This window comes from Janthinobacterium sp. 35, assembly GCF_002754575.1.
Lineage (GTDB): Bacteria > Pseudomonadota > Gammaproteobacteria > Burkholderiales > Burkholderiaceae_D > Janthinobacterium > Janthinobacterium tructae.
In genome coordinates this window covers 2431109-2457515 of sequence record NZ_PEFN01000001.1, presented here as the reverse complement: position 1 = coordinate 2457515, position 26407 = coordinate 2431109, and the positions used below count along the sequence as shown (strand labels likewise).

The following is a 26407-nucleotide window of genomic DNA, read 5'->3' as shown; positions in this document are numbered from 1 at the left end:
AGGTCAGGTGTGCGAGCACAGGGTGCTGGCGCGGTAGGCGGCGACGAAATCGTCGAAGCTGCCGGCGGGCGCCGCTTCCATGGCGCGCTGCTCGGCCAGCGAGCTGGCGGCCATCGCGTCGAAATACGCGCTTTGTTCCTTGCTTGCTGGCTGCGCGCGGAAGTAGGCGGCGTGGCGTTCGCTCTGGCGCAGGCCGAAGGCGGCAAACGAACCGCCGTTGGCGCGCAGCTCGGCCAAGACCTTGGCCGATGGCGTCGTGTCCGGGTCGGCCAGTTTGACGGCTTGCGCCGCCAGGCTGTCCGCGTGCTGCGTGCCACCGTGGCGCGCGTCGAGCAGCGCTGCCACGGGCGCGATGCGCGCCAGCAATTGCTCGCCCCACGCCTGCAAGCTGATTTCCTCGCCATCGCGGTGCAGGGTCAGGCCCGGCGTGCGGCCTTCCTTGACGGTACGCGCAAAATTGTGCGTGTAGCAGGCGCTTTGCTCGGCAGAAATCGGCGCACTGTCGTCGAGCGCGCAGAACAGCAAAAACGCGTCGAGGAAGCGGCCCGTTTCCAGGCTGATGCCGACCGGTTCGAACGGGTCGACATCCATGCAGCGCACTTCGATGTATTGCACGCCGCGCAGGCACAGGGCCTGGATGGGGCGCTCGCCCGTGCGGATCACGCGCTTCGGGCGGATGGTCGAATAGTATTCATTTTCGATCTGCAGCACATTGGTGGACAATTGAATCCACTCGCCATCCTTCTTCGTGCCCAGCGCCGCATACGGCGGATACGGATCGTTGACGGCATGCGTGAGGGCGCTGACGTAGTCTTCCAGGCTGTTTTCGTGCGGGCGCAGACCCGACTGGGCATCGTTCTGGTAGCCGAGGTCGCTCATGCGCAGGCTGGTGGCATACGGCAGGAACAGGGTGTCGTCGGACAAGGTGTCGAGCTTGTGCGCGCGGCCGCGCAGGAAACCGGCCGACAGCGCCGGCGAAGCGCCGAACAGGTACATCAGCAGCCAGCTGTAGCGGCGGAAATTGCGGATCGTCGCCAGATAGCTTTCCGACTGCACGTCTTTCGGCGAGGCAGCTGCCTGCGTCGGGCTGGCGCTGGTGTCCGGGTTGCTGGCGAGCACTTGCCACAGCTGTTCGTCGAGCGAATAGTTGTAATGGATGCCGGCGATGCATTGCATGGCCTTGCCGTAGCGCAAGGCCAAGCCGCGCCGGTAGACGTGCTTGAGCATGCCCATGTTCGAGCTGCCGTAGTTGGCGATTTCAATTTGTGCTTCGGGCGGCAACTGGCAGGGCATCGACTGGCTCCACAGCAACTCGTCACCGAGGCGGCTGTAGGCGTGGCGGTGCACGGTATCGAGCTTGTCGAGCGTGACGGCGATGTCGCTTTCGGCCGGGGTGATGAATTCGAGCAGCGCTTCGGCGTAGTCGGTGGTGATTTCAGGGTGCGTCAGTGCCGAGCCCAGGGCGGCGGGGTGGGGCGTGGAAGCCAGATGGCCGGCAGGGTCGACGCGCAGGGTTTCACGCTCGATGCCGCGCAAGCCGCCCAGCAGCGCGCGGTTGGCATCTTCGGTCAGCAATGCCAGGCGGCGAGTCAACAGGTTGGGCAATTTGAGCTTCCTTTCTTGTGCAGCATATAAATAATTTGTGCTGAGATTAACCGAATTTTGGCAAATGCGTCGGCGCCGGCCCAAAAAACGCCGCGTCGCCAGCATCCGCCCCGGGCAAGAAGGGCGGCGCTTCGGTCAGGAATGCGCTTGATATTTTAACAAACTGCGGGGGGATCTGGCGCGCCGCCGGGTCAAGCTTTGCGCAGATGGCGGTCAGCCCAGGCGGGCGCCGCTGACGCGCTCGATGCCGGCCAGGTCGCGCCAGCTTTGCACTTTGCTGTAGCCGGCGTCGGCCAGCAAGCCGCGCACGGATACGGCCTGGTCGTAGCCGTGCTCCATCAGCAGCCAGGCGCCCGATGCCAGGTGGCGCCCGGCGCCGGAGACGATGGTGCGCAGGGCCGACAGGCCGTCCGCGTGGTCGGTCAGCGCACCGGCCGGCTCGAAGCGCAAATCGCCTTCGGCCAGGTGGCGGTCGCCGCTGGCGATGTAGGGGGGATTGGAGACGATCAGGTCGAATTTTTCCGTGCCCAGCGCTTCGAACCAGTCGCTGGCCATGAAGGTGATGTTGACGCCGTTGGCGCTGGCGTTGCGGCGCGCCACGGCCAGGGCCGTGCTGCTGACGTCCAGGGCCGTGACGACGGCGTCGGGCCGCGTGTACGCCAGCGCGACGGCGATGGCGCCGCTGCCCGTGCCCATGTCGAGCACCCGTCCGCCGGGCGGCAGGCGCTCGAGCGCCAGTTCCACCAGCACTTCCGTGTCGGGGCGGGGAATCAGCACAGCGTCGTTGACTTCAAATGGCAGGCCGAAGAATTCGCGTTGGCCAACGATGTAGGCGATCGGTTCGCCTTGCAGGCGGCGCGCCAGCAAGCCGGACAGGCGTTCGGTTTCATCGGAAGTGAGCACGCGCTCCGATTGCGTGATCAGCGAGACGCGCGACAAGCCCAGCGCGTGGCCCAGCAGGATGCGGTTGTCGAGCGGATCGAGCAGCGGACGGATTTGCAGCGCGCCGACAGTGCTGCCGGCGGGGATCAGTGTTTCTGGCATGGTGCTTTCAATTATTTCTGACGGCGCAGCAAGGTCCACAGCAGGCCGATGGCGAAGATGGCGAACCAGATGAACGCCCATTGCGGGATCGACAGGCCGAAAAACGGCTCGCCGGCGTTTTCGCAGGCGCCATATGATTCAAACATGAACGGCATGAGTTCAGCCGTGAAGATCTTGTTCAGCGCCGTTTCCACCGGGTCGATGCCGCACGAGAAGCCGGGGTTGGCCAGTACGTACAAATGCTTGGCGCCCACGCCCAGGCCACCCAGGGCCGCCAAGACACCGATGCCGGCGCCGATTTTCGGTTTGTTTGCCGCCGCGCCAGCCAGGCAGGCGATGCCGATGGCGAGGAACAGGTAGCGCTGGATCACGCACAGCGGGCACGGCGCCATGTGCATGGCATGCTGCAAATACATGGCCACGCCCAGCATCAGGAAACACAGGGCGGCGATCAACAGGAGGACGGTGCGTGAATTTTTCATGGGCGACACGGTGAAGTGGATGGAATCGAGCTGGTCATTTTCGCACAAGGCCGGATTTTTATTGCTTAGCCGCTACTTAAAGCTGTCGGCTTACGCGCTGCGCGCTAAGCCGACCTACAAATTGCGGCGTAGGTTGGCGTAGGTCGGCTTAGCGCAGCGTAAGCCGACACAACGGCGCCAGCATTTAATCGCCCAGCGCTGCTAAAAGCTCCGCCTGATGCTCTGCCGCCAGCGCATTCGTCAAGTCCGTCAAATCCCCATCCATGATGAAGTCCAGCTTGTACAAGGTCAGATTGATGCGGTGGTCTGTCAGGCGGCCCTGCGGGAAGTTATAGGTGCGGATGCGCTCGCTGCGGTCGCCCGAGCCGATCAGGCTCTTGCGCGTGGCCGCTTCCTTCGACTGCTGCTCGCGCAGCTGCACGTCCTTGATGCGCGCGGCCAGCACTTTCATCGCTTGCGCCTTGTTCTTGTGCTGGCTGCGGTCATCCTGGCATTCCACCACGATACCGGTCGGCAAGTGGGTGATGCGCACGGCCGAATCGGTCTTGTTGATGTGCTGTCCGCCCGCGCCCGAGGCGCGGTAGGTGTCGATGCGCAGGTCGGCCGGGTTGATGTTGACGTCTTCCACTTCATCGGCCTCGGGCATCACCGCCACCGTGCAGGCGGACGTGTGGATGCGGCCCTGCGTTTCCGTGGCCGGCACGCGCTGCACGCGGTGGCCGCCCGACTCGAATTTCAGCTTCGAATACGCACCATTGCCGACCACGCGCACGATCACTTCGCGGTAGCCGCCCAGGTCGGAGTCGGACGACGACACGAGTTCCACCTGCCAGCGGTTGCGTTCGGCAAAGCGCGAATACATGCGCAATAAATCGCCGGCGAACAGCGCCGATTCATCGCCGCCCGTGCCGGCACGAATTTCCAGGAAGATATTGCGCTCGTCGTTGACATCCTTCGGCAGCAGCATGGTTTGCAATTCGCGTTCCAGGCGCGCCATGGTGGCTTTCGCCGCCTCGATCTCTTCCTGCGCGAATTCCTTCATGTCCGGGTCGCCCAGCATCTCTTGCGCCGTGGAGATATCGTTGCCCGCTTCCTGGTAGGAATGGTACAGCGCCACCAGCGGGCCCAGTTCGGCGTGCTCGCGCGTCATCTTGCGGTAGCTGTCCATGTTCGACGTGGCGTCCGGGTGCATCAGCAGTTCGTCGAGTTCGACCAGGCGGTTCGCCAGTTGATCGAGTTTGCCCAGCATGGATGGTTTCATAGCGATTCGCGGTAAAAGAGTGTAGGGATGGTGCGGGTCCGGCACGCCCGGCAGGCGGGCAGGGGTAGCCGCGCGCGGGCGGCCAGCGGGGCTGCGCTAACGGCGGGGGCGGAACAGTTTCGGCAGCAGGGTGACCAGCTGTTTGCGCTCGTCGCCTTGCGCCTGGTGCAGCGCCTGCTGCGGGCCGTGCAGGAACTTGGCCGTCAAGCCTTTCGACAGCGCTTCGAGCACGGCGTCGATGTCGGCGCCCTTGGCCAGCATCTTGCGCGCCCGTTCCACTTCCATCAGGCGCAGCGCTTCGCTGTTTTCATGCAAATGCTGGATGACGGGCACCATGGCGCGGTCGTCGACCCAGCTCATGAACGATTGCACGCGCGTCTCGATGATGGTCTCGGCTTGCGCCACGGCCGCCTGGCGGCTTTCCAGGCCCGTCTGCACGACCTTGCCCAGGTCGTCGACCGTGTACAGGAAGACGTCGTTCAGGCGGCCCACTTCCGATTCGATGTCGCGCGGCACGGCCAGGTCGACCATGAACATGGGTTTGTGGCGGCGCGCCTTGATGGCGCGCTCGACCAGGCCCAGGCCCAGCAGTGGTAACGATGATGCCGTGCACGAGATGACGATGTCGAACTGGTGCAGCATTTCTGGCAAGTCCGCCAGGCGGATCGCCTTGCCGTTGAAGCGGTGCGCCAGTTCCTCGCCCCGTTCCATGGTGCGGTTGGCAATCGTGATGCTTTTCGGGTTTTGCGCGGCAAAGTGTGTGGCGCACAATTCGATCATTTCGCCGGCGCCGATGAACAGCACGTTCTGCTCGGCGATCTTGTCGAAGATGCGCTGCGACAGGCGCACGGCGGCGGCCGCCATGGACACGCTGTGGGCGCCGATTTCCGTGCTGCTGCGCACTTCCTTGGCGACAGAAAAACTGCGCTGGAACAACTGGTGCAGATACGTGCCCAGGCCGCCCGCCTCGTCGGCCGTGCGGATGGCGTCCTTGATCTGCCCCAGGATCTGCGTTTCGCCCAGCACCATCGAGTCGAGCCCGGAGGCGACGCGGAAGGTGTGGCGCACGGCATCGTGCTGCGGCAGCATATACAAGTGGGGGCGCAGCTCGCTGTAATTGAGCTTGTGATAATCGGCCAGGAAATGCGCGCCCGCGTCGAGCGGGTTCGGCACATGGCTGGCCGCATACAGCTCGGTGCGGTTGCAGGTCGAGAGTATGGCCGCTTCGTCGTTGTCGCGCAGGTCGATGCGCTGGAACCAGGTGCGCGCCGCCATCACCGCCGAACCCAGATGCTCAGGCGCAAACGCCAGCTGTTCGCGGAGCGACACTGGAGCAGTGGTATGGTTGAGGCCGACGGCGAGCAGTTGCATTTCAGGGCTGTTGGGAATTCTTATGCCGACATTATAACGCCTTGTGCCCGCTCTTTGAGCAGTTCGCCTGTTTTCGTCCGGATGCGTGGGCGTCACCCGCCCAGTTTTTCCAGGCGATAGCCATAACTGTAGACGGGCACGAGGCGGTAGCCGTGTTCCGGTTTCAGCTGCAGTTTGTTGCGCACGCGCGAGACGTGGGTATCCATGGTGCGCGAGGGCAGGGCCGTGTCGCGCTGCCACACGGCTTCGTGGATGTAGGCGCGCGACAGGGGACGGCCCATGTTGCGGAAAAACAGCAGCGCCAGGGCGAATTCCTTGTGCGTCACGTCCAGCACTTCGCCATCCTTCAGCAGGCGGCCGGGGCGGGTTTCAAACGTGTAATGACCAAATTGCAAATACTCGGCGCCATTCTGCGACGGGTAGGCCACGCGCAGCAGCGCCTGGGTGCGTAAAGTCAGTTCGCTGCGCCGCAGGGGCTTGATCATGTAGTCGTCGGCACCGGCCGTCATGCCGGCCACCACATCGTCTTCGCCCGAGCTGTTGGTCATAAACAACACGGGCGCCTTCGGCGCCAGTTTTTCCCGGGCACGGCGCAGTACTTCCGCGCCATCCAGATCGCTCACATGCCAGTCAAGGATGAGCATGTCGCAACTGTCCTTGCGCAGTTGCCCCAGCATTTCCTTACCACTCTGAAACTCGTGGCAAGCGTGGCCGGCGGCGGTGAGCACCTGGCAGATCAGTTCTGCCTGACTATGGTCGCTATCGAGTACGGCAATTCGCATAATGGGCTGGAGTGTGTAGCAACAAACAGACGGTCCGCTCTGCTTATCGTAATGTTAAGGAATGCTCAAGTGAAATATAACAGAGATTGCAACTGTGTCCAGTGAAATCGGTGGCCACATTCTTTACGTTACACTTGTTCATCTACCCTCACCGCGGAGAAATGGCAATGACAGACAAGAGCAGTACCGATTGGACTCTGATACCGGCCAGTCATGCCGAAATCGAGCAAGTGCGCGAGCGTTGCCGGCGCCTGGTGCAGCGGCGTGCCGTGATGTCGGCGGGCGCCTCGGCCATTCCCATTCCCGGTATCGACCTGATGTCCGATGTCGGCCTGTTTTCCATGCTGATCAACGATATCAACCACGAATTCGGTCTGACGCCCGAGCAGATCGAGCGCCTCAACCCGCAGTTCAAGATGATGGCCTACCGCGCGGCGGTGGGCATGGGCGGCATGCTGGTGGGAAAACTGGTGTCGCGCGAACTGATCCTCCTGCTGCTCAAGCGCAGTGGCGTCAAGATTGCCACCAAGCAGGTGGCGCGCTTCGTGCCGTTCGCCGGGCAGGCGGTGGCGGCAGTCATCGGCTACGCCGTGTTCCGCCAGATCGGCAACCAGCACGTGAATGCCTGCGCCGCGGTGGCGCAGGAATTGCTCACGGTCAGGCCGGAGTAAAGACCTTAAGCGTCCGGCAGCACCACGTTGACGTCGAGTACCTCCAGGTTGCCCTGGCGGTCCAGCGAGATCTTGATGTCGTCGGCATTGACCTTGGTGTACTTGGAAATGACGGCGATCAATTCCTTGTGCAGGGCGGGCAGGAAGTCCGGACCACCGCGGCCGCTGCGTTCGCGGGCGATGATGATCTGCAGGCGTTCCTTGGCGGCGGTCGCCGTCTTCGGCTTGGGGGGGAACAGGAAAGAAAGCAAGGCCATATCACTTCGCCCCAAAAATGCGCTGGAGTAATCCAGGCTTTTCATAGTTGGTAAAGCGCAACTCGACCTCTTCGCCGAGGAAACGCGAGACCACGTCTTCATAGGCTTGCGCCACGTCCGTGCCCTTGAAATGGATGGCCGGATTGCCCTGGTTCGAGGCGGCCAGCACTTGTTCCGATTCCGGAATGATGCCCACCAGCGGGATGCGCAGGATTTCCTGCACGTCCTGGTAGGACAGCATTTCATCCGATTCCACGCGTTTTGGCGAGTAACGGGTGATCAGCAAATGTTCCTTGACCGGTTCGCCGCCCGTCTGCGCGCGGCGCGACTTCGCTTGCAGGATACCGAGGATGCGGTCCGAATCGCGCACCGACGACACTTCCGGGTTGGTGACGATGATGGCTTCGTCGGCAAATGTCAGCGCCATCAGCGCGCCATGCTCGATGCCGGCCGGCGAATCGCAGATGATGAACTCGAAACCCATGTTGATCAGGTCGTTCAACACGCGTTCCACGCCTTCTTCCGACAAGGCATCCTTGTCGCGCGTTTGCGACGCGGGCAGGATGAACAGGTTGTCGCAGTGCTTGTCCTTGATCAGGGCCTGGTTCAGCGTGGCTTCCTTGTTGATCACATTGATCAGGTCGTAGACGACGCGGCGCTCGCAACCCATGATCAGGTCGAGGTTGCGCAGACCCACGTCAAAATCGAGCACGGCTGTCTTGTGGCCGCGCAGGGCCAGGCCAGTGGAAAAACTGGCGCTAGAGGTCGTCTTGCCGACACCGCCCTTGCCGGACGTCACAACAATAATTCTTGCCACAAATAATCCTTTTCAGATATCTCTTGAATTGTGCAGCTTAAGAGCGGTTCACGGGAGTGACCGGATTGACAGAGTGTATATCGATTCTGTCTCCAGCCAAACGAATTTGCGCCGGTCCGCGTGCCATTTCCGCCGGGAAACCATCCTCGAACGTGCGGTACACGCCGGCGATCGACACCAGTTCCGGTTCCATGGCCAGCGCAAAGATGCGCGCCTGGGCATTGCCCGAGGCGCCGGCCAGCGCGCGGCCATACAGCGAGGAATACACATGGATGCTGCCGTCGGCGATGATTTCGGCGCCATTGTTCACCACGGCGGTGATGATCAGGTCGCAGCCGCGCGCATAAATGCGCTGGCCCGCCCGCACGGGCGTGTCGATCACCATCACTTGCGCTTCGGCGCCCGCCTGGGCGGCCGCCGTGGGCGTATCCTTGGGCGGCGCATCGTCGCGCGTCTTGCCGCTATCGAGGCTCAAGCCTTGTGCCAGGATGGCGTCCTGCATCTCGGCTGGCGCATTGCGCACGGCCACGGCATTCAAGCGGTACTTTTTCAGCAGGGCCACCAGCGAAGCCCAATCGACGGGCATGCCGCCAGGCGGCAAGTCGGCCACGTCCAGCACGGCCAGGTCATCTTCGAAAAAGTCCGCCACGCCTCCCGTCATGTCGCGCAAGGCGGCATCGAGTGCCTGCGTATCGGCGCTATGCACAATGGCGGAAACGGCGACGACGGTGGAAATCTTGATTTCGATAGGCTTCTGCGACGGGCTTTTGGACATAAACATTTATCAAAGTGAAACTGCGGCAGGCCAGATGTTCCGTACGGCAACAATGGGAGCAGTAAATTTCTTGCATTCTACTGCAAAAAAATCAGCATCAGGGGCCTGGCGCGTGCTATTCCGCAGGGCAACAGTGACTTCTTGTCAAAAAACAAGAGCGGCGCCCCGGAAAACCGCTGCGCCGCCCCAAGAGCTGCTGAGAATGCGCCCTGACGGCGCACTTCTGGATCAAGCCGCGCGCATCTGGCGCGCCGCCGCGACCATATTGCGCAACGCCGCTTCCGTTTCCGCCCACCCCCGCGTCTTCAAGCCGCAGTCCGGGTTGACCCATAAATGGGCTGGCGCAATCACGGCACTGGCTTTTTGCAGCAATTTCACCATATCGACGGTCGAGGGGACGCGCGGCGAGTGGATGTCGTACACGCCGGGGCCGATTTCGTTCTGATACTGGAACTGGCCCAAGCCCGTCAGCAACTCCATGTCCGAGCGGCTCGTCTCCAACGTGATGACGTCGGCATCCATGGCGGCGATCTGCGGCAGGATGTCGTTGAACTCGGCATAGCACATGTGCGTGTGGATCTGCGTCGCGTCGCTGACGACGGACGCGGCGATGCGGAAGGCGCGCGTGGCCCAGTCCAGGTAGGCGTCCCACTGACCGCGGCGCAGCGGCAAGCCTTCGCGGATGGCCGGCTCGTCGATCTGGATGATGCCGATGCCGGCCGTTTCCAGGTCTTGCACCTCGTCGCGGAGGGCCAGGGCCAGCTGCAGCGCCGTCGTGGCGCGCGGCTGGTCGTCGCGCACGAACGACCATTGCAAGAGCGTGACGGGGCCCGTCAGCATGCCCTTCATGGGTTTATGCGTCAGGCTTTGCGCGTGCACCGTCCAGGCCACCGTCATGGCGGCCGGGCGCTGCACATCGCCGTAGATGACGGGCGGTTTCACACAGCGCGAGCCGTACGATTGCACCCAGCCCAGGCGCGTGAAGGCGAATCCGTCGAGTTGCTCGCCGAAGTATTCGACCATGTCCTTGCGTTCCGCTTCGCCATGCACCAGCACGTCCAGGCCCAGCGCTTCCTGGCGCCCCACGGCGTGGGCGATTTCGGCGCGCATCTGCTGTTCGTAGTCGGCGCTGGCCAGTTCGCCCCGTTGATGGCTGGCGCGGGCGGCGCGGATGGCCGCCGTCTGCGGGAAGGAGCCGATGGTCGTCGTCGGGAAGTCGGGCAGCTGGAAACGCGCGCGCTGCACGGCCTGGCGCAGCGGGAAGCTGGAATCGCGGCGGTCGACGGTGGGCGTGAGCGCTTGCAGACGCTGCGTGACCGAGGCACGCTGCACGCGGGGGCTGGCGCGCCGCCCGGCGAGGACCAGGCGAGAAATGGCCAATGCGGCCAGCGCGGCGTCATCTGGGTGGCCTTCGAGCGCGCCCTTGAGGACGGCGATTTCCGTCAGTTTCTCCGTGGCAAACGCCAGCCAGCTCTTGATTTCCCCGTCGAGCGCCGTTTCCGCTTCCAGGCTGAACGGCACGTGCAGCAGCGAGCACGACGGCGCAAGCCATAGCTGGCCGTTGCGCCTCGCTGCCAGCGGCTGCAGCACCGCCAGGGCAGCGTCGAGGTCGGTGCGCCAGATATTGCGCCCGTCGACGATGCCGATCGACAAGACTTTATGCGCGGGCAACCAGTCCGTCACGCTGATCAATTCATGCGGCGCGCGGATGCCGTCCACGTGCAGGCCGGCCACGGGCAGGCGGCAGGTCAGGCTGAGGTTTTCTTCCAGCGGCGAGAAATACGTGGCCAGTAAGATATTCACGCCCACCTGGTTCAGCTGCCAGTAAGTGCTCTCAAAAGCGCTGCGCCAGGCGTTGGGCAAGTCCAGGCCCAAAATCGGTTCATCGAGCTGCACCCACGCCACGCCTTGCTGTTTCAGGCGGTCGAGCAGGGCGCCGTACACGGGCAGCAATTGTTCCAGCAGGGCCAGACGCTCGAAGCCCGGCGTCTTTTCCTTGCCCAGCCAGAGGAAGGTGAGGGGGCCGATCAGGGCCGCCTTGACCTGGTGGCCCAGCGCCTGCGCCTCGGCCACTTCCGCCAGCAGGCGCTCGCCAGCCAGCGAAAACTGCGTCTGCGGTGACAATTCGGGCACCAGATAGTGGTAATTGGTGTCAAACCACTTGGTCATTTCCAGCGCGGCAGTTCCTGCGGCGTTGCTATGGTGCGCGTGGCCGCAGTCCGCGTGTTGCGCCTGCGTTGCGTCACCGCGCGCCATGGTGAAATAGCGCGCCAGCGGTGATTGCTCCGGCGTAAAGTGGAAACGCGCCGGTTCGCAGCCCAGCAGCTGGATATGGTTGGCCACCTGATCGTAGAAGGCGAAGTCGCCGACGGTGACGTAATCGAGCCCGGCATCGCGTTGCAAGGCCCAGTGGCGCGCGCGCAGTTGCTGGCCCGTCGCTTCCAGGGCGGCCTCGGACGCCTCGCCACGCCAGTGGCTTTCCAGTGCCAGTTTCAGTTCACGCGCGGCACCGATACGGGGAAAGCCAAGGATGTGGGTACGAATGGTCATGATGTCATCGAGATTTAATGTGAGTGCGCTAGAGTGTGCGGCAACTTGATCTATAATCAAAACGAAACATTTTGCCGAATAACATGAAAATAATTCACGTACAGAATCCATTTCCCCGATGCTAGAAATCCGCCACCTGCGCACCTTGAGTGCCTTGCGTTCGTCCGGCAGCCTGGTACGCGCCGCGCAGCTGCTCAATTTGACCCAGTCGGCGCTGTCGCACCAGATCCGCTTGCTCGAAGAGCGCTACAAGGCGCCCCTGTTCGAACGCAAGTCGATGCCGATCGCGTTTACGGCCACGGGCAGCCGGCTGCTGGAGCTGGCCGACAAGCTGCTGCCCGAGATCGAGCTGGCCGAGCGCGACGTGGCGCGCCTGTCGCAGGGCGACAAGGGGCAGCTGCGCGTGGCGCTCGAATGCCATACCTGCTTCGACTGGCTGATGCCGGTGATGGATGCGTTCCGCCAGCGCTGGCCGGAAGTGGAGATCGACCTGGTGTCGGGCTTTCACAGCGAACCGGCGGACTTGCTGCGCTCGGGCGAGGCCGATCTCGTGATCGGTTCGCCTTACGGCCCCGACTTCACCGTGTTTCCCCTGTTCCGCTTTGAAATGCTGGTGGTGATGGCGCAGAAGCACCGGCTGCAGGCGCAGCGCCGGCTCGTGGCGGCCGACTTTACGGGCGAGACCCTGATCACCTATCCCGTGCCGGAAGAGCGCATCGATCTGATCCGCGAAGTGCTGCGGCCTGCCGGCATCGAGTTTGAACGCCGCACGGCGGAACTGACGGTGGCCGTGCTGCAACTGGTGGCGAGCCGGCGCGGCATCGCCGCCTTGCCGAACTGGGCCATCAAGAATTACGTCGATTACGATTATGTGGTGGCGCGTCCGGTGGGCGAGCATGGCCTGTGGAGCGACTTGTATGTCTCCGTGCCACCGCAGTTGCAGGACAAGGCGTATGTGCGCGATTTCGTCAGCGTGATACGCGAGCAGTGCGCGGCCTCGCTTGACGGTATCAAGTTGTTGTCCTGATCAACGTTGAGTTGGAAACAAACCAACAGCAAAGCTTGATAAATATCAAGGTTTAGCAATGAACCACCGCTTACAGTTGAGCACTGTGCGGCGCAACATGGCGCTGCCTACTCTTTGGGGAGGAACACGATGTTTTCATTTTCCGAGCAATGGGCACTCGCCGGCAAGGCTGTGGTGGAAGCACAATTGATCAGCGCGCAAGCGTATGCCCAGGCCGCCGTCGAGAGCGGCGCCAGCGTGCTGGATTTGCAGCTCGACGCAGCCCGCGCGGCGCTGGCGGCCGCTACGGTGGCGGGCAATCAGCTGCTGTCCGTGAAGGATACGCAAGCGCTGCTGGAACTGTCGCGCACGCAGTCGCAACTGGCCATCGAACGCATCGGTGCATATGGCCGCCAGGCAAAGGATGTTGCCCAAGAAACCCAGGAGAAATTCGACACTGTGACAAAGGGTGAGTTTGCTGCATCGCGTCAAAAATTCGGCGAGCTGATGCAGGTGGTAAAGCAAACGCCCGTGCCCCTGATTATTCCCTTCAATAATTTTCTAAAAACCACTTTCAGCGGCGCCGATGAAGGGTATGATAAAAATAAAAACACGCGTCCCGCTCGTCAAGCGTAGGCGCGTCGTGGCCCGGCAGCGGCTATCCGCCGCGCCAGGCCGCCCGCCGCCACCGCAGGGCAGGCCGCCATCGCTGCCGCCTGCGGTGTGGCGCTGGAACTGTGGCGTATGCCACGCTAGAATGAAACACAGCTTGCTGTGTCTTCCCGGATTCATTGGATTGTATTAACACCTTCACCTTGGCCCTCGTGGCCTGCATATCGGAGAAATAAATGGATGATGTCGTAATCGTGGCCGCCGGCCGTACCGCAGTCGGCAAATTCGGTGGCAGTCTGGCCAAGATTCCTGCGTCCGAACTGGGCGCGCATGTAATCAAGGGCTTGCTGGCACAAACCGGCATCGACCCGAACCTGATCGGCGAAGCGATCCTGGGCCAGGTGCTGACGGCTGCCGTCGGCCAGAACGCCGCACGCCAGGCTGTCATCAAGGCTGGCTTGCCCAGCTCCATCCCGGCATTCACCATCAACAAGGTATGCGGCAGCGGCCTGAAGGCCACGCACCTGGCGGCGCAAGCGATCAAATGCGGCGACGCCAACATCATCATCGCCGGCGGCCAGGAAAACATGAGCGCCTCGCCGCACGCGATGAACGGTTCGCGCGACGGTTTCCGCATGGGCGACTTCAAGATGGTCGACACCATGATCGTCGACGGCCTGTGGGACGTGTACAACCAGTACCACATGGGCATCACGGCGGAAAATGTCGCCAAGAAATACGAAGTGACGCGCGCCGAGCAGGATGAATTCGCGCTGCAGTCGCAACTGAAGGCGGAAGCAGCGCAAAAAGCGGGCAAGTTCAAGGATGAAATCCTGCCGCTGGAAATCGCCAACAAAAAAGGCACCGTGGTCTTCGACAGCGACGAATACATCAAGCCCGGCTCGACCCTGGAATCGCTGACCGGCCTGCGCCCTGCGTTCGCCAAGGACGGTACCGTCACCGCCGGCAATGCTTCCGGCCTGAACGATGGCGCCGCCGCCGTCATCATGATGTCGGCCTCGCAAGCGAAAGAACTGGGCTTGAAGCCGCTGGCACGCATCAAGGCTTACGCCTCGTCGGGCCTGGACCCGGCCGTCATGGGCATGGGCCCTGTCTCGGCTTCGCGTCTGTGCCTGAAAAAAGCCGGCTGGACGCATGAAGAGCTGGACTTGATGGAAATCAATGAAGCGTTTGCCGCGCAAGCGATTGCCGTCAACAAGGAAATGGGCTGGGATACCAGCAAGATCAACGTGAACGGCGGCGCGATTGCCATCGGCCACCCGATCGGCGCCTCCGGCGCGCGCATCCTGGTCACGCTGATCCACGAAATGATCCGCCGCGACGCCAAGAAAGGCCTGGCCGCATTGTGCATCGGCGGCGGCATGGGTGTGGCTCTGGCGATCGAGCGCGACTAAGTAGCTGGCACCGCACCCAAGCTACTGCGCGGCGCGCTTTGCGGCCTGCGATGCTCACCGTGTTGGAACACGGTTGCGCTTCTTAGCCGCAAATCATCGCCGCTCGCTACGCTTGGATGCGGCGCGGTTTGCCGCCGTGATTCAATGGTTGTGGACTGCCTTACCTAAATAATTAACTTTTTAGCAATAGAACGACACTGAGGGGATGAAAAATGGCAAGAGTTGCATTGGTAACTGGTGGCATGGGTGGTCTGGGCGAAGCGGTGTGTTTCAAGCTGGCGGCGCTCGGTTATCGCGTGGTCACGACCTATTCTCCAGGCAATCAGAAGGTCGCGGACTGGCTGGCGACGACCAAGGACATGGGCTATGACTTCAAGGCGTATCCGTGCGACGTGGCCGACTACGATTCGGCCGCTGCCTGCGTGGCTGCCGTGGAAAAGGACATCGGTCCTGTCGACGTGCTGGTGAATAACGCCGGCATCACGCGCGACATGACGTTCAAGAAGATGGACAAGCCGAACTGGGATGCCGTGATGGGCACCAACCTCGACTCCGTTTTCAACATGACCAAGCCTGTCTGCGACGGCATGGTGGAACGCGGCTGGGGCCGCATCATCAATATCTCGTCCGTGAACGGCCAGAAGGGTGCCTTCGGCCAGACCAACTATTCGGCCGCGAAAGCCGGCATGCACGGTTTCACCAAGTCGCTGGCGCTGGAAGTGGCGCGCAAGAACGTCACCGTCAACACCATTTCGCCCGGCTACATCGGCACCAAGATGGTCATGGCAATTCCACAGGAAGTGCTCGACAGCAAAATCATCCCGCAAATTCCGATGGCGCGCCTGGGCAAGCCGGAAGAAGTGGCCGGTCTGGTGGCCTACCTGGCTTCTGATGAAGCCGCGTTCGTCACGGGCGCGAATATTTCGATCAACGGCGGCCAGCACATGTCGTAATCGTTGTTGAGGTAAAACAGAGAGACAGCTGCGGCTGTCTTTTTTTATGCTTGCAAACAAAACAAGGGGAGTGCGGGATTTGCCTTAGAATCAGCATTTCTTCACCGCATCACTCTCCATGCCCCTTGTTCCTGCCTTGCGTCGCGCCAGTGTGGCCGCCATCCTTTTCCTGGGCGCCAGCGCGGCCCAGGCCAGCGTCGCGTTCCACGTCACGGTGACTACCGAGCGCGTCAACAAGCCCGGCGTGAACACCAGCCTGCCCGCGCGCGAGACGCAGGACAGCGACGTCGTGCTGGGCGAACATTTCATCAGCGTGCGCGACGGCCACACCTTGTCCGTGCTCGATTTTGCCACGCGCCGCCGCTACATGATCGATACGGCGGCGTCCACCTACGACACGTATTCGCTGTTCGACGTGGCGGGTTCTCGCGCCGCCGAGCTGCACCACCGGCAGGGGATCGCCGGCATGTTGAAGCTGAGCGGCCTTGAACAGCACGCAACGCCGCCTGTGTATGAGGAACAAGCGTTGTCGGTGCTGGACAACAAGCGGCGAGGACCCTTGCTGCCACAAGTGCTCGACGGCGCCGTACTGTGGTCGCTCGATGAGCAGCCCCTGCTGCGCCTGGATATTGCTGGAAGCCCCGTCAGCGGCGACGATGCGACGGCGTTTGCCCAGTATTTGCGCTACACCTGGGGGTGTCATCCGCTGGTGCTGAAAATGCTGGCCGACGGCAAGCGCATTCCCGCCGCATTCACCTTGCATCACCAGCAGATGGCTGGCAAAGTCGCGCGCCATTTCCGTATCAGCGCCATGACGGCGGGCGCGCCCGCCACGTATTCCCTGGCCGCCTACCGGCCCCGCCCGCTGGCCGCCGATGCACCGGTGCTCGAACGCGTGCTGGCGCAGGCGGCGCGGTTGCCGCCGCTGGGACCCGAGGAGCATCCGGCGCTGCGCGTCGAAGCGGAGCGCCTGTTTGCGGCAGAAAAACCCTTCGAGGCTTTTTTGAGCATGTTGGAAGATCATTTTTCCACGGGGGCGCTGGTCGACAAACTGTCGCCGCAGCAGCAACTGGCCATGCAGGCGTGCCAGCCCATCCATGACTTGACGCGGGCACTGCTGGCCAAGGACAAGGAAGGCATTCAGGCCGCGCTGGCCACCGTGCAGGGCTTGCGCCAGCAGCACGGCCTGGAGCAGCCGGTACTGGCTTTGTTCGAGGGAAATCTGCGCGCCAAACTGGGGCAACGGCAGGCAGCGATGGCCTTGTATCTGCAAGTACTGCAGGCCAAGCCGCACATGGCGGCCGCGTACCAGGACCTGGGCGACGCGCTATACGCGCAATTCGATGCGCCGAACGCCTGGCGCAGCTGGGATGCGGGCCGGGCCATGGCGCCGTCGCTGCGGCAATTTCGCAAGGTCAACGATTTGGAGCGCAGCCTGTTGCACGACTATCCCGCCTTTTTTGCCGGCGGGGCGGCGCTTGCGCCTGACGTTCAACCCAGCACCAGCCGCCCGGCCAGCAAGACGAAGACGGTGGGCAGCACGAACTTGCCGTAAGGCGAAGGTTTGCCGCGCAGGCGGCGCGCCAGGCGCGCGGCCAGCACGGCGTACAGGGCATCGAACAGCAAGCCCACCAGCACCAGGACCGCGCCCAGACGCAGGTATTGCATGCCAACGTGCTCGCTGCCGACGACGAATTGCGGCAGGAACATGCTGCAAAATAGCAGTGCCTTCGGATTGAGCAGATTCGTCAGGAAGCCGCGCACCAGGCTGGCGCGGGCGCCGTGCGCCGTGGCGGGGGCGGTTTCTTCCTGTGCCGTCTTTTTCGACAGGGCCGACTGCAGCAGGCGCAGCGCCAGATACAGCAGATACGCGGCGCCCGCCCATTTGACCCACTGCAAGGCTTGCGGATGCGTGACCATCAATGCCGCCAGGCCCGCGCCCGACAGTGCCACGTGCACGGCGCGCGCGCCGGCGATGCCCAGCGCCGTCACCAGCGCCGTGGCCACGCCGCGCGCGGCGCCCGTCGCCAGCACCAGCGCCATGTCGGGGCCCGGTAATAAAAAGGCGCCGGTCAGTGCCAGCAGGTACATCAGGAAGGTAGAATCGGACATGGTGCAGCTCGGTCACAGGCAAAAAGTAAGGGCGGGAGCAACGGCAGTTTGCCGCATGCTCGCCGGGGCCCATTATGTTCTTGTCGCGATGAAATGTGCTTGCTTTTCCTGCCCTGCATGCCCTAGTATTCGGGTAGATTCCACTCCTATAAAAACAAAAAATAGATGAAAATTTCAGAAGTTAGCCTCGACGCGACCGATTTGCAGATACTCAGGCTGTTGCAGGATGAAGGAAGGCTGTCCAACGCGCGCCTGGCCGAGCGCTTGAAGCTCAGTGAAACCCCCGTCTGGCGCCGCCTGCGCCGCCTGGAAGAGGAAGGCTTTATTACCGGCTACCAGGCTTTGCTCAACCGCAAGAAACTGGGCATCGGCCTGGTGGCATTTGTACGGGTCGTGTTTGCCAACCATGGCGGCGAGCAGCCGTCGCAGTTCGAGCAGGCGATCGCGACGATACCCGAGATATTGTCGTGCCACAATGTGGCGGGCGAAGCCGATTATTTCCTGCAAGTGGTGGCGCGCGACCTGGAAGCGTATGGCGAATTCGTCTCGACGGTGTTGCGCCGCTTGCCCGGCGTGGCGGAAATCCAGTCCAGCCTGTCGATGCGCGAAATCAAGTCGTCGAACCGCCTGCCCTTGCTGCTGGCCTGAGGCGCCGGGGGCACACTATAATTGGAACAATTGCCAGGATTCGTGCCTGGCGCCCCGACTGCCATTCTGAGGACCGCCATGCCCGATTCTTTGTCCCCCCTGTTTCCCGCCCTGACGCCGAACCGGCACGGCATGCTGGCGGTCGATGACATCCACACCATTTACTGGGAAGAGTGCGGCAATCCCGACGGTATTCCCGTGCTGTTCCTGCATGGCGGCCCGGGCGCGGGCCTGTCGCCGCAGCACCGCCGTTTTTTTGACCCGCAGCGCTACCGCGTGATCCTGTTCGACCAGCGCGGCGCCGGCAAGTCCACGCCGCTGGGTGAATGGCGCAACAATACGACGCAGCTGCTGATCGACGATATCGAAGTGCTGCGCGCCCAGTTCGGCATCGATCAATGGCTGGTGTTTGGCGGCTCCTGGGGTTCGACCCTGGCGCTGGCGTATGGCCAGGCGCATCCGGCGGCTTGCCTCGGTTTCGTGCTGCGCGGCATCTTTTTGTGCACGCAGGCGGAAATCGACTGGTTCATCGAAGGCGTACGCTGGTTCTATCCGGAACTGTACGCAGAATTTGCCGCGCCCATTCCGGCAGAGGAGCGGGGTGACTTGCTGGCCGCCTACGTGCAACGCATCCTCAGCAGCGATCCTGCCGTGTACTGGCCTGCCGCGCGCGCCTGGAGCCGCTTCGAGGGCCGCCGCGTGTACCTGATGCCACAGCCGGAAGATGCGCCGAACGATGCGCTGGACCTGGGCGTGGGCAGGCTCGAATCGCATTACATGGCCAATCTCGGTTTCTTCGAGGAAGACCAGCTGATCCGCAACATGGGGCGCATCGCGCACTTGCCGGCCGTCATCGTGCAGGGACGCTACGACGCCATCTGCCCGCCGCTGTCGGCCTACCGCCTGCAGCAGGCCTGGCCCGGCGCGCAGCTCGAGATGATACCGGACGCGGGCCATGGCGCGCTCGAGCACGGTATCGCTTCGGCGCTGGTGCGCGCCACCGAGCGCTTCGTCCCGGGGCGCGGCTTCGCATGACATTTCAACACGCCGGTTGGCAAAGCGGCCAGCCGGTGTGCACCACCTGCTACACTACGGCCTGTGCTGGCGCCAGGATCGGGCGTCGGTGTGAACCCACGACTTTTTATCCATGAACATACAGATCGGCGACATCGGCCATATCATCCAGCTGGCGATTGCGCCGGTTTTCCTGCTGACCGGCATCGGCACCATGCTGGTCGTGCTGACCAACCGCCTGGGCCGCATCATCGACCGCACCCGCGTGCTGGAAGACCGGCTCGACATCGGTTACAACGATTTCTATATGGATGAGTTAGATACGCTGTATACGCGTACCCATCTGATCAATTATTCGATCTCGCTGAGCACGGCCTGCGGTTTCTTCGTCTGCATCATCATCGCCATGCTGTTTCTGGGCGATATCATGAACCTGACGCTGGATAAATACATCGCCGTGTTCTTCGTGCTGGCCGTGATTTGCCTGATCGGTTGCTTCACCTATTTGCTGCGCGAGATTTACCTGGCCGCCACTGCCCAGCGCATCCGGCGCCATATTCGCCCGCCCCGCTAGGCGGGCAGCGCCGCTTTTACCTTCCATATTAAGAACGAGTCAAGCATGCACGATTACAAACGTCCCCCCACCCTGCACCGCTACGGCCAGCGCAGCGAACTCGAGCTGGCGCTGAGCCTGGGCCAGTTCCGTCTGATACCAGCGGGCAATTGCCTGACCCTCAGCTTTTCGCAAGTGTGGGACAAGCACCTGTTCGACCTGTTCGCTCCGGCCGACGCCTGTTTGATCATCCATAACACGGAAGAATTCGGCGAACGCCTGCACCGCGCCGTGCAGCGCACCTTGCCCAGCTGGGCCGGCATCGACGGCGTCGTCGAATACGGCCAGCGCGCGGCCCTGGGCGCGACCTTCACCAAGACGCGCGCCGAAGCGCCCGAGCAGGAATGGCTGTTCGCCTGGCGCTCGATGCAGCCGCAGGCCAGCCTGAACCCCGTCACGGTCAAACTGGGCAGCCTGGAAAATTTCGCGGAAATCCGCGACCGCGATACGTATCTGGCTTGATTTAGCCTGCCTTTTCCGCGTGCTGGCTGTCGATACGCGCCAGCACGGCCGCCATCATGCGCTCGATATCGCCGCGTATCATGGTCGTGCCCAGCATGCCGGGCACATAGAAGCCCGGCATCAGCCGGCTGGAAAAGACGATGCGGGTGCCGCCCGTCTCGGGGATGGGATACAGATTCCAGCGCGATTCGTAATGCCGCATGTCGCCGGAGATCAGGGCGATGTCGATGGCCGTGAACGGCGTTTCCGTGGCCCGCACCACCAGGCGGATGGCGTGGTTCATGAACAGGAAGCGCGCCATGCCCTGCTGCTCGATGATGACTTCATTGCCATTGCGCGACAGCACGCGGCAGGAACTGAGGTCGGGCACGAATTCATGCATGCGCTCGTAGGTGGTCAGGGTCTTCCACACGGACGTCGGCGGCGCCTGCACGCTGCCGCTGGCATCGACTTCATACATGCGCTGCCCGTCGACCTCGATGCGCTTGACCTCGACCTTCAGCTTGTCCAGGCGTATCGCCTGTGCCAGCGCGGTCGCGGGGACGGCGCACAGCATCAGCAGGCAGAGGAAGAGTCGCTTCATGCCACCTAGCCTACGGGAAACTAGCGCCCGGCACAAGCTGTACCCATCGCCGGCGGGCGCGTCCGGCGATTTAGAACTCCCGGTCTAGAGAAATACACTGCGGTAGCCAGCAATGCTTGTTACCGTACGGCCTGCATACCACCATCTATCGGACCGACCATGACTGCCTATCCCCATCTGCTGGCCCCGCTCGACCTGGGTTTTACCTCTTTGCGCAACCGCGTCATCATGGGATCCATGCATACGGGCCTGGAAGACCGGTTCTATCATTATGGCAAGCTGGCCGCCTTTTACCGCGAACGGGCACGCGGTGGCGTCGGGCTGATCGTCACGGGCGGCATCTCGCCGAACCGCCAGGGCTGGCTGCTGCCGTTCGGCGGTACCCTCAATTTCCTCGGCGACGTGCCGAATCACCGCAAGGTGACGCGCGCCGTGCACGAGGAGGGCGGCAAGATCGTCATGCAGATCCTGCATGCGGGCCGCTATGGCTATCAGCCGTTCGTCGTCTCGGCATCGGCGAAAAAATCGCCGATCTCGCCGTTCCGCCCGCGTCCCTTGAGCGAGCGGGGCATCGAGCGCACCATCTGCGACTACGTGCGCTGCGCGCGCCTGGCGCAAAAGGCCGGCTACGATGGCATCGAAGTGATGGGCAGCGAGGGTTATCTGCTGAACCAGTTTCTGTGCGCGCGCACGAATCTTCGCCAGGACCGCTGGGGCGGCACGATCGAGAACCGCATGCGCCTGCCCGTGGAGATCGTGCGCCGCATCCGCGCCGCCGTCGGCCCCAACTTCATCATCATGTACCGCCATTCCCTGCTCGACCTGGTCGAGGGCGGCAATACCTGGGACGATGTGGTGACGGTCGCCAAGGCGCTGGAGCAGGCCGGCGTGACCATTCTCAATACGGGCTTCGGCTGGCATGAGGCAAGGGTGCCCACCATCGTCACCTCGGTGCCGCGCGCCGCCTTCGCCAGTGTGGCGGGCCGCTTGCGCCGCGAAGTGAGCATTCCCGTGGTGGCCTCGAACCGCATCAATATGCCGCATGAAGCCAACGCCATCCTGGAACGCGGCGACTGCGACCTGGTGTCGATGGCGCGACCGTTCCTGGCCGACCCTGACTTTGTCGCCAAGGCCGCTGCAGGCCGCGCCGACGAAATCAACACCTGCATCGGCTGCAACCAGGCGTGTCTCGACCACACCTTTGCCAACAAGCGCGCCAGCTGTCTGGTCAACCCGCGCGCCTGCCATGAAACGGAACTTGTTTACGCGAAAAAGGCCGTGCCGCGCCGGGTGGCCGTCGTCGGCGCCGGGCCGGCCGGCCTGTCGGCCGCCTGCGTGGCCGCCGAATGCGGGCACGAGGTGACCCTGTTCGACAGCAGCGACAGCGTGGGCGGCCAGTTCAAGGTGGCCATGCAGATACCGGGCAAGGAAGAATTTACGGAAACCATCCGCTACTTTGCCCGTCGGCTGGCGCTGCTGGAAGTCAAGGTGCGCCTGGGCCAGCGCGTGACGCGCGAGCAATTGCTGGCCGGCGGCTATGACGACGTCATCGTCGCTACCGGCATCAAGGTGCGCCTGCCGGCCATTCCCGGTATCGAGCATCCGAAAGTGCTGTCGTATCTGGATGTGCTGCAAGCCAAGAAGCCCGTGGGCGCGCGCGTGGCCATCATCGGCGCGGGCGGCATCGGCTTCGATGTGGGCGAGTATTTGCTGCACGACCCGGCGCACCCGCTGCCGCAATCCGTGGCGACGTGGGCGGGCGAGTGGGGCGTGGACTTGAATGCAGCGAGCGGCGGCGGTCTGGTGCCGCCGGTGGCGCCTGCACCCGTGCGGCAGATTTTCCTGTTGCAGCGCAAGACGTCGAAAGTGGGCGCGGGCCTGGGCAAGACCTCGGGCTGGGTGCACCGCGCGGCCCTGGCGAGAAACGGCGTGGCCATGCTGGCCGGCGTGAGCTACGACAAGATCGACGCGCAGGGTTTGCACATCACCGTGGGCGGCGAGCAGCGCCTGCTGGCGGTGGACAACGTGGTCATCTGCGCGGGCCAGGACAGCTTGACGGAACTCATGCCGCCGGTCGACAAGGATGGCAAGCCCTTACAGGCGGGCGGCCCGCGCTTCCATAAAATCGGTGGCGCCGCGCTGGCGGCGGAACTCGACGCCAAGCGGGCCATACGGGAAGGCGCGGAGCTGGCGGCGCGTTTGTAAACCCTGAAAAAAACTGGGGTCGGACCCTCAGGGACCGACCCCGGCATTTGCATGGGCTGGAGGTTCGGCCTCAAAGAACCTTAATGGCCATGCCCCTTCTTCGCCGTCTCAAAACTCTGCAGCACGTGCTCGGCCATGCCATTGGCCAGTTCGTGCTCGCCGATAAACACCTTGCCCGCGTTTTCCGCGCGCAGCAATTCCGCCTCTTCCTCGCTGTGCGTGCGCACCACCGTCAGGATGGCGGGGTTCAGCGCGCGCGCCGTCTCGATCATGGCGCGCACGTGGAAGGTATCGGGCGTGGCGATGACGAGCATGGTGGCGTGCGTGATGTGCGCCTGGATCAATACGGCCGGTTCACCCGCATTGCCGGCCACGGCCGGAATGCCCTGCTTGCGCAGCTGGTCGACGATTTCGCGGTTTTCTTCGGCGACGACAAAATGAATGCCCCGTTCCATCAGGGCGGCGGCGATGCGCCGGCCCACGCGGCCGTAGCCGACCAGCACGATCTGGCCCGACAGCTTTTCCTGCGGCACCGTCATCGGCAGCTCGGCCAGCGGGTCCGTCGTGCGTTCGAACTTGCGCGCGAAATCGCTGTTGCCGATCACGCGCAGCAGCGGCTTGGCCATGCTGAACACCAGCGGGTTGAGGGCGATCGACAGGATGGCGCCGGCCAGGATCAGGCTTTGCCCTTCCTGCGGCATCAGGCCCAGGGACAGGCCCAGGGCCGCCAGGATGAACGAGAATTCACCGATCTGCGCCAGGCTGGCCGAGACGATGATGGCGGTTTTCGGCGGATAGCGCAGGGCCATCACCAGCAAGAAGGCGGCGATGGACTTGCCGAAGATAATGATGGCGCACACGGCCAGCACTTGCAGCGGCTTGTCGATGAGGATATTCGGCTCGAACAGCATGCCGACGGAAACGAAGAACAGCACGGCAAACGCGTCGCGCAGGGGCAAGGACTCTTCCGCGGCGCGATGACTGAGTTCGGACTCGCGCAGCACCATGCCAGCGAAGAAGGCGCCCAGCGCGAACGACACGCCGAACAGCTTGGTGGAAGCGTAGGCGATGCCGACGGCGGCGGCGATCACGCACAGGGTAAACAGTTCGCGCGAACCGGTGCGCGCCACTTGCCACAAAATCCATGGGAACAGCTTGCGGCCCACCACCAGCATGAAGACGATGAAACCGGCTACTTGCCCCAAGGTCACGGCCAGGGTTTGCCACAGGCTGGTGGCCTCGGCATCCGGCGCGACCTTGCCGCCGAGCACACCGGCGAACGCCGGCAGCAGCACCAGCACCAATACCGTGACGAGGTCTTCCACCACCAGCCAGCCGACGGCGATGCGGCCATTGAGCGAGTCGAGGATGCCCCGCTCTTCCAGTGCGCGCAGCAGCACCACGGTACTGGCCACGGACAGGGCCAAGCCAAAGACCAGTCCGCCACCGAGGGTCCAGCCCCACCAGTGGGCCAGGCCCATGCCCATCGCCGTGGCGACGCCGATCTGCAGGACGGCGCCGGGTAGCGCAATCTTGCGCACGTCCCACAAATCGTCGATGGAAAAGTGCAGGCCGACACCAAACATCATCAGCATCACCCCGATCTCCGCCAATTGCCCCGCAATTTCCGCATTCGCCACAAAACCGGGTGTGGCCGGTCCGATGATGATGCCGGCGGCCAGATAGCCGACCAATGCCGGCAGTTTCAGGCGCGCGGCGATGAAGCCGAAGATGAGGCCGAACCCGAGGGCGGCGGCGATGGTGGTGATCAGACTGATGTCATGGGGCATGCGTGGTGGGTTCCTTATGGGGACGTGCGGATGGAAAAAGAGGGTGTTCAGCGATCGAGTATAAACGCAACAAAGCTGCGGCTGGAATGTTCCTGCCGCTTTTTTTACAAAAAATTTGCGCTATATCTTCGACCAGCTGGCACTGAACGCATGCCATCGACTGCGATCTGCGCCTAATTGTGGCAATCAGGCGCAGATCGCTCCCAATGCTTACACCTTGCGCACGACCACGCAGCCGATGGAATAGCCGGCGCCGAACGAGCAGATGACGCCCATGGCGCCCGCCGCCATGTCATCCTGATAGGTATGGAAGGCGATGATGGAACCGGCCGACGAGGTGTTGGCGTAGGTGTCGAGGATCACGGGCGCTTCGTTGGCCTCGGCGTCGCGGCCCAGGATCAGGCGCGCGATCAGCAGGTTCATGTTCAGGTTGGCCTGGTGCAGCCAGTAGCGGGAGACTTGCGCCACTTCCACGCCGGCCTTGGCCAGGGTCGCCTTGATCATCTCGGCCGCCATCGGGCACACTTCCTTGAAGACTTTGCGGCCTTGCTGGCGGAACAATTTGTCGACCTTGCCCACGCCGGACTCGTCAAAACGGTTGAGGAAGCCGAAATTGTTGCGGATGGCGTTAGAGAAGCGCGTTTTGAGTTCCGTGCCGATGATCTCGAACTGGTGCGTAGAGACGGCCGTGTCCTTGGCTTCGACGATGATGGCGGTGCAGGCGTCGCCGAAAATGAAATGGCTGTCGCGGTCGCGCCAGTTCAGGTGGCCGCTGGTGATTTCGGGATTCAACACCAGCACGGCGCGCGCCTGGCCGCTTTGCACGGCGGCCACGGCTTGCTGGATGCCGAAGGTGGCGGACGAACACGCCACGTTCATGTCAAAACCATACCCGTCGATGCCCAGCGCATCCTGCACTTCCACGGCCATGGCGGGATAGGCGCGCTGCATATTGCTGCACGCCACGAGCACCATGTCGATGTCGGCCGGTGTGCGGCCGGCGCGCGCCAGCGCATCGCGCGCGGCGGCGACCGCCATTTCCGCCTGCAAGGACAGTTCGTCATCGCCCCGTTCCGGGATGCGCGAGACCATGCGCGCCGGATCGAGGATGCCTTCCTTTTCCATCACGAAGCGCGACTTGATGCCGGATGCCTTTTCGATGAAGGCCACGCTCGACAGCTCCAGCGCCGTCACCGTGCCTGCGGCGATCGCGTCGGCGTTGTCGGCATTGAACTTTTCCGCGTAAGCATTGAAGCAGGTGACCAGCTCTTCGTTGGAGATCGAAAATGGCGGCGTGTACAGTCCGGTACCGCTGATGACGACTTGTTTCATGGTTAAACTTTCAAATTTGGCAATCGGCGCGTTGCCGATAAGTGAAG

Annotated in this window: 25 protein-coding genes; 11 read left to right on the top strand and 14 right to left on the bottom strand. The window is 62.9% G+C overall.

Annotated features, from left to right (window positions below; all coding sequences use genetic code 11):
• Positions 1 to 3 precede the first annotated feature (3 nt).
• The 6 genes from gshA to CLU93_RS10990 all read right to left on the bottom strand — a co-directional run bounded on the left by gshA (position 4) and on the right by CLU93_RS10990 (position 6545).
• The gene (gene gshA, locus CLU93_RS11015; RefSeq protein WP_099761095.1) at positions 4 to 1605 is read right to left on the bottom strand and encodes a glutamate--cysteine ligase; all 1602 of its coding nucleotides are present in this window, start codon (positions 1603 to 1605) and stop codon (positions 4 to 6) included.
• 213 nt (positions 1606 to 1818) lie between these two features.
• Positions 1819 to 2649 (bottom strand): peptide chain release factor N(5)-glutamine methyltransferase, encoded by an 831-nt coding sequence (gene prmC / locus CLU93_RS11010; protein ID WP_099761094.1) that lies wholly within the window; start codon positions 2647 to 2649, stop codon positions 1819 to 1821.
• 11 nt (positions 2650 to 2660) lie between these two features.
• Complete coding sequence (locus CLU93_RS11005) at positions 2661 to 3131, bottom strand: disulfide bond formation protein B (RefSeq protein WP_099764338.1); 471 nt, start codon at positions 3129 to 3131, stop codon at positions 2661 to 2663.
• A 184-nt stretch (positions 3132 to 3315) separates the two neighbouring features.
• Positions 3316 to 4392, bottom strand: coding sequence for a peptide chain release factor 1 (prfA, locus tag CLU93_RS11000; RefSeq protein ID WP_099761093.1), 1077 nt, complete (start codon positions 4390 to 4392; stop codon positions 3316 to 3318).
• Positions 4393 to 4488: 96 nt separating this feature from the next.
• Positions 4489 to 5763 (bottom strand): glutamyl-tRNA reductase, encoded by a 1275-nt coding sequence (hemA, locus tag CLU93_RS10995; RefSeq protein WP_099761092.1) that lies wholly within the window; start codon positions 5761 to 5763, stop codon positions 4489 to 4491.
• 92 nt (positions 5764 to 5855) lie between these two features.
• Positions 5856 to 6545 carry a response regulator transcription factor gene (locus CLU93_RS10990; protein ID WP_099761091.1) on the bottom strand — a complete coding sequence of 230 codons (690 nt, stop codon included), beginning with the start codon at positions 6543 to 6545 and terminating at the stop codon, positions 5856 to 5858.
• A gap of 167 nt (positions 6546 to 6712) precedes the next feature.
• Between CLU93_RS10990 and CLU93_RS10985 the strand changes: the two genes are divergently transcribed.
• On the top strand, positions 6713 to 7216 hold the full coding sequence (locus CLU93_RS10985) for a hypothetical protein (protein WP_099761090.1): 504 nt from the start codon (positions 6713 to 6715) through the stop codon (positions 7214 to 7216).
• Between the two features lie 5 nt (positions 7217 to 7221).
• On the opposite strand, the gene minE is transcribed toward CLU93_RS10985, so the two are convergent.
• From minE to metE, 4 genes are all read right to left on the bottom strand, one after another.
• Positions 7222 to 7473, bottom strand: coding sequence for a cell division topological specificity factor MinE (minE, locus tag CLU93_RS10980; RefSeq protein WP_071079935.1), 252 nt, complete (start codon positions 7471 to 7473; stop codon positions 7222 to 7224).
• A gap of 1 nt (position 7474) precedes the next feature.
• Positions 7475 to 8290, bottom strand: a complete 816-nt coding sequence (minD, locus tag CLU93_RS10975; RefSeq protein WP_071079934.1) for a septum site-determining protein MinD — start codon at positions 8288 to 8290, stop codon at positions 7475 to 7477.
• A gap of 37 nt (positions 8291 to 8327) precedes the next feature.
• Complete coding sequence (gene minC, locus CLU93_RS10970; protein ID WP_099761089.1) at positions 8328 to 9065, bottom strand: septum site-determining protein MinC; 738 nt, start codon at positions 9063 to 9065, stop codon at positions 8328 to 8330.
• 228 nt (positions 9066 to 9293) lie between these two features.
• The gene (gene metE / locus CLU93_RS10965; protein WP_099761088.1) at positions 9294 to 11615 is read right to left on the bottom strand and encodes a 5-methyltetrahydropteroyltriglutamate--homocysteine S-methyltransferase; all 2322 of its coding nucleotides are present in this window, start codon (positions 11613 to 11615) and stop codon (positions 9294 to 9296) included.
• 118 nt (positions 11616 to 11733) lie between these two features.
• Between metE and CLU93_RS10960 the strand changes: the two genes are divergently transcribed.
• From CLU93_RS10960 to CLU93_RS10940, 5 genes are all read left to right on the top strand, one after another.
• A complete protein-coding gene (locus CLU93_RS10960) occupies positions 11734 to 12642 on the top strand; it encodes a LysR family transcriptional regulator (protein ID WP_099761087.1) in 909 nt (302 codons plus the stop codon).
• 129 nt (positions 12643 to 12771) lie between these two features.
• Positions 12772 to 13257 carry a phasin family protein gene (locus tag CLU93_RS10955; protein ID WP_099761086.1) on the top strand — a complete coding sequence of 162 codons (486 nt, stop codon included), beginning with the start codon at positions 12772 to 12774 and terminating at the stop codon, positions 13255 to 13257.
• 212 nt (positions 13258 to 13469) lie between these two features.
• Positions 13470 to 14648: an acetyl-CoA C-acetyltransferase gene (locus CLU93_RS10950; RefSeq protein ID WP_099761085.1), complete on the top strand. Its 1179-nt coding sequence runs from the start codon at positions 13470 to 13472 to the stop codon at positions 14646 to 14648.
• A gap of 212 nt (positions 14649 to 14860) precedes the next feature.
• Positions 14861 to 15601 carry an acetoacetyl-CoA reductase gene (gene phbB / locus CLU93_RS10945; RefSeq protein ID WP_096233088.1) on the top strand — a complete coding sequence of 247 codons (741 nt, stop codon included), beginning with the start codon at positions 14861 to 14863 and terminating at the stop codon, positions 15599 to 15601.
• Between the two features lie 118 nt (positions 15602 to 15719).
• A complete protein-coding gene (locus CLU93_RS10940) occupies positions 15720 to 17156 on the top strand; it encodes a hypothetical protein (RefSeq protein ID WP_133250684.1) in 1437 nt (478 codons plus the stop codon).
• Here CLU93_RS10940 and CLU93_RS10935 read toward each other — a convergent pair.
• Positions 17093 to 17713 carry a LysE family translocator gene (locus tag CLU93_RS10935; protein WP_243420088.1) on the bottom strand — a complete coding sequence of 207 codons (621 nt, stop codon included), beginning with the start codon at positions 17711 to 17713 and terminating at the stop codon, positions 17093 to 17095. The two genes, CLU93_RS10940 and CLU93_RS10935, sit on opposite strands and share 64 nt — an antisense overlap.
• Before the next feature lie 165 nt (positions 17714 to 17878).
• Here CLU93_RS10935 and CLU93_RS10930 point away from each other — a divergent pair, with 165 nt between their 5' ends.
• The 4 genes from CLU93_RS10930 to CLU93_RS10915 all read left to right on the top strand — a co-directional run bounded on the left by CLU93_RS10930 (position 17879) and on the right by CLU93_RS10915 (position 20450).
• A complete protein-coding gene (locus tag CLU93_RS10930) occupies positions 17879 to 18361 on the top strand; it encodes an Lrp/AsnC family transcriptional regulator (RefSeq protein WP_034752896.1) in 483 nt (160 codons plus the stop codon).
• Between the two features lie 78 nt (positions 18362 to 18439).
• Positions 18440 to 19396 carry a prolyl aminopeptidase gene (gene pip, locus CLU93_RS10925; protein WP_099761082.1) on the top strand — a complete coding sequence of 319 codons (957 nt, stop codon included), beginning with the start codon at positions 18440 to 18442 and terminating at the stop codon, positions 19394 to 19396.
• Between the two features lie 112 nt (positions 19397 to 19508).
• A complete protein-coding gene (locus CLU93_RS10920; RefSeq protein ID WP_071079926.1) occupies positions 19509 to 19949 on the top strand; it encodes a DUF2721 domain-containing protein in 441 nt (146 codons plus the stop codon).
• Positions 19950 to 19994: 45 nt separating this feature from the next.
• The gene (locus CLU93_RS10915; protein ID WP_096233096.1) at positions 19995 to 20450 is read left to right on the top strand and encodes a hypothetical protein; all 456 of its coding nucleotides are present in this window, start codon (positions 19995 to 19997) and stop codon (positions 20448 to 20450) included.
• 1 nt (position 20451) lies between these two features.
• On the opposite strand, the gene CLU93_RS10910 is transcribed toward CLU93_RS10915, so the two are convergent.
• On the bottom strand, positions 20452 to 21033 hold the full coding sequence (locus tag CLU93_RS10910) for an SRPBCC family protein (RefSeq protein ID WP_257224931.1): 582 nt from the start codon (positions 21031 to 21033) through the stop codon (positions 20452 to 20454).
• Between the two features lie 159 nt (positions 21034 to 21192).
• On the opposite strand from CLU93_RS10910, the gene CLU93_RS10905 reads away from it, so the two are divergent.
• A complete protein-coding gene (locus CLU93_RS10905; protein WP_099761080.1) occupies positions 21193 to 23238 on the top strand; it encodes an NADPH-dependent 2,4-dienoyl-CoA reductase in 2046 nt (681 codons plus the stop codon).
• A gap of 80 nt (positions 23239 to 23318) precedes the next feature.
• Here the strand turns inward: CLU93_RS10905 and ybaL are convergent, their stop codons facing one another.
• Both ybaL and CLU93_RS10895 read right to left on the bottom strand, forming a co-directional pair.
• Positions 23319 to 25028: a YbaL family putative K(+) efflux transporter gene (ybaL, locus tag CLU93_RS10900; protein WP_099761079.1), complete on the bottom strand. Its 1710-nt coding sequence runs from the start codon at positions 25026 to 25028 to the stop codon at positions 23319 to 23321.
• A 210-nt stretch (positions 25029 to 25238) separates the two neighbouring features.
• Positions 25239 to 26360, bottom strand: coding sequence for a beta-ketoacyl-ACP synthase III (locus CLU93_RS10895; RefSeq protein WP_099761078.1), 1122 nt, complete (start codon positions 26358 to 26360; stop codon positions 25239 to 25241).
• Positions 26361 to 26407 lie beyond the last annotated feature (47 nt).

Excerpts from the sequence above, each read along its gene's own strand:
- prmC (WP_099761094.1), bottom strand. The coding sequence starts at position 2,649 with ATGCCAGAAACACTGATCCCCGCCGGCAGCACTGTCGGCGCGCTGCAA.
- CLU93_RS11005 (WP_099764338.1), bottom strand. The coding sequence starts at position 3,131 with ATGAAAAATTCACGCACCGTCCTCCTGTTGATCGCCGCCCTGTGTTTC.
- prfA (WP_099761093.1), bottom strand. The coding sequence starts at position 4,392 with ATGAAACCATCCATGCTGGGCAAACTCGATCAACTGGCGAACCGCCTG.
- hemA (WP_099761092.1), bottom strand. The coding sequence starts at position 5,763 with ATGCAACTGCTCGCCGTCGGCCTCAACCATACCACTGCTCCAGTGTCG.
- CLU93_RS10990 (WP_099761091.1), bottom strand. The coding sequence starts at position 6,545 with ATGCGAATTGCCGTACTCGATAGCGACCATAGTCAGGCAGAACTGATC.
- CLU93_RS10985 (WP_099761090.1), top strand. The coding sequence starts at position 6,713 with ATGACAGACAAGAGCAGTACCGATTGGACTCTGATACCGGCCAGTCAT.
- minE (WP_071079935.1), bottom strand. The coding sequence starts at position 7,473 with ATGGCCTTGCTTTCTTTCCTGTTCCCCCCCAAGCCGAAGACGGCGACC.
- minC (WP_099761089.1), bottom strand. The coding sequence starts at position 9,065 with ATGTCCAAAAGCCCGTCGCAGAAGCCTATCGAAATCAAGATTTCCACC.
- metE (WP_099761088.1), bottom strand. The coding sequence starts at position 11,615 with ATGACCATTCGTACCCACATCCTTGGCTTTCCCCGTATCGGTGCCGCG.
- CLU93_RS10960 (WP_099761087.1), top strand. The coding sequence starts at position 11,734 with ATGCTAGAAATCCGCCACCTGCGCACCTTGAGTGCCTTGCGTTCGTCC.
- CLU93_RS10955 (WP_099761086.1), top strand. The coding sequence starts at position 12,772 with ATGTTTTCATTTTCCGAGCAATGGGCACTCGCCGGCAAGGCTGTGGTG.
- CLU93_RS10950 (WP_099761085.1), top strand. The coding sequence starts at position 13,470 with ATGGATGATGTCGTAATCGTGGCCGCCGGCCGTACCGCAGTCGGCAAA.
- phbB (WP_096233088.1), top strand. The coding sequence starts at position 14,861 with ATGGCAAGAGTTGCATTGGTAACTGGTGGCATGGGTGGTCTGGGCGAA.
- CLU93_RS10940 (WP_133250684.1), top strand. The coding sequence starts at position 15,720 with ATGCCCCTTGTTCCTGCCTTGCGTCGCGCCAGTGTGGCCGCCATCCTT.
- CLU93_RS10935 (WP_243420088.1), bottom strand. The coding sequence starts at position 17,713 with ATGTCCGATTCTACCTTCCTGATGTACCTGCTGGCACTGACCGGCGCC.
- CLU93_RS10930 (WP_034752896.1), top strand. The coding sequence starts at position 17,879 with ATGAAAATTTCAGAAGTTAGCCTCGACGCGACCGATTTGCAGATACTC.
- pip (WP_099761082.1), top strand. The coding sequence starts at position 18,440 with ATGCCCGATTCTTTGTCCCCCCTGTTTCCCGCCCTGACGCCGAACCGG.
- CLU93_RS10920 (WP_071079926.1), top strand. The coding sequence starts at position 19,509 with ATGAACATACAGATCGGCGACATCGGCCATATCATCCAGCTGGCGATT.
- CLU93_RS10915 (WP_096233096.1), top strand. The coding sequence starts at position 19,995 with ATGCACGATTACAAACGTCCCCCCACCCTGCACCGCTACGGCCAGCGC.
- CLU93_RS10910 (WP_257224931.1), bottom strand. The coding sequence starts at position 21,033 with ATGAAGCGACTCTTCCTCTGCCTGCTGATGCTGTGCGCCGTCCCCGCG.
- CLU93_RS10905 (WP_099761080.1), top strand. The coding sequence starts at position 21,193 with ATGACTGCCTATCCCCATCTGCTGGCCCCGCTCGACCTGGGTTTTACC.
- ybaL (WP_099761079.1), bottom strand. The coding sequence starts at position 25,028 with ATGCCCCATGACATCAGTCTGATCACCACCATCGCCGCCGCCCTCGGG.
- CLU93_RS10895 (WP_099761078.1), bottom strand. The coding sequence starts at position 26,360 with ATGAAACAAGTCGTCATCAGCGGTACCGGACTGTACACGCCGCCATTT.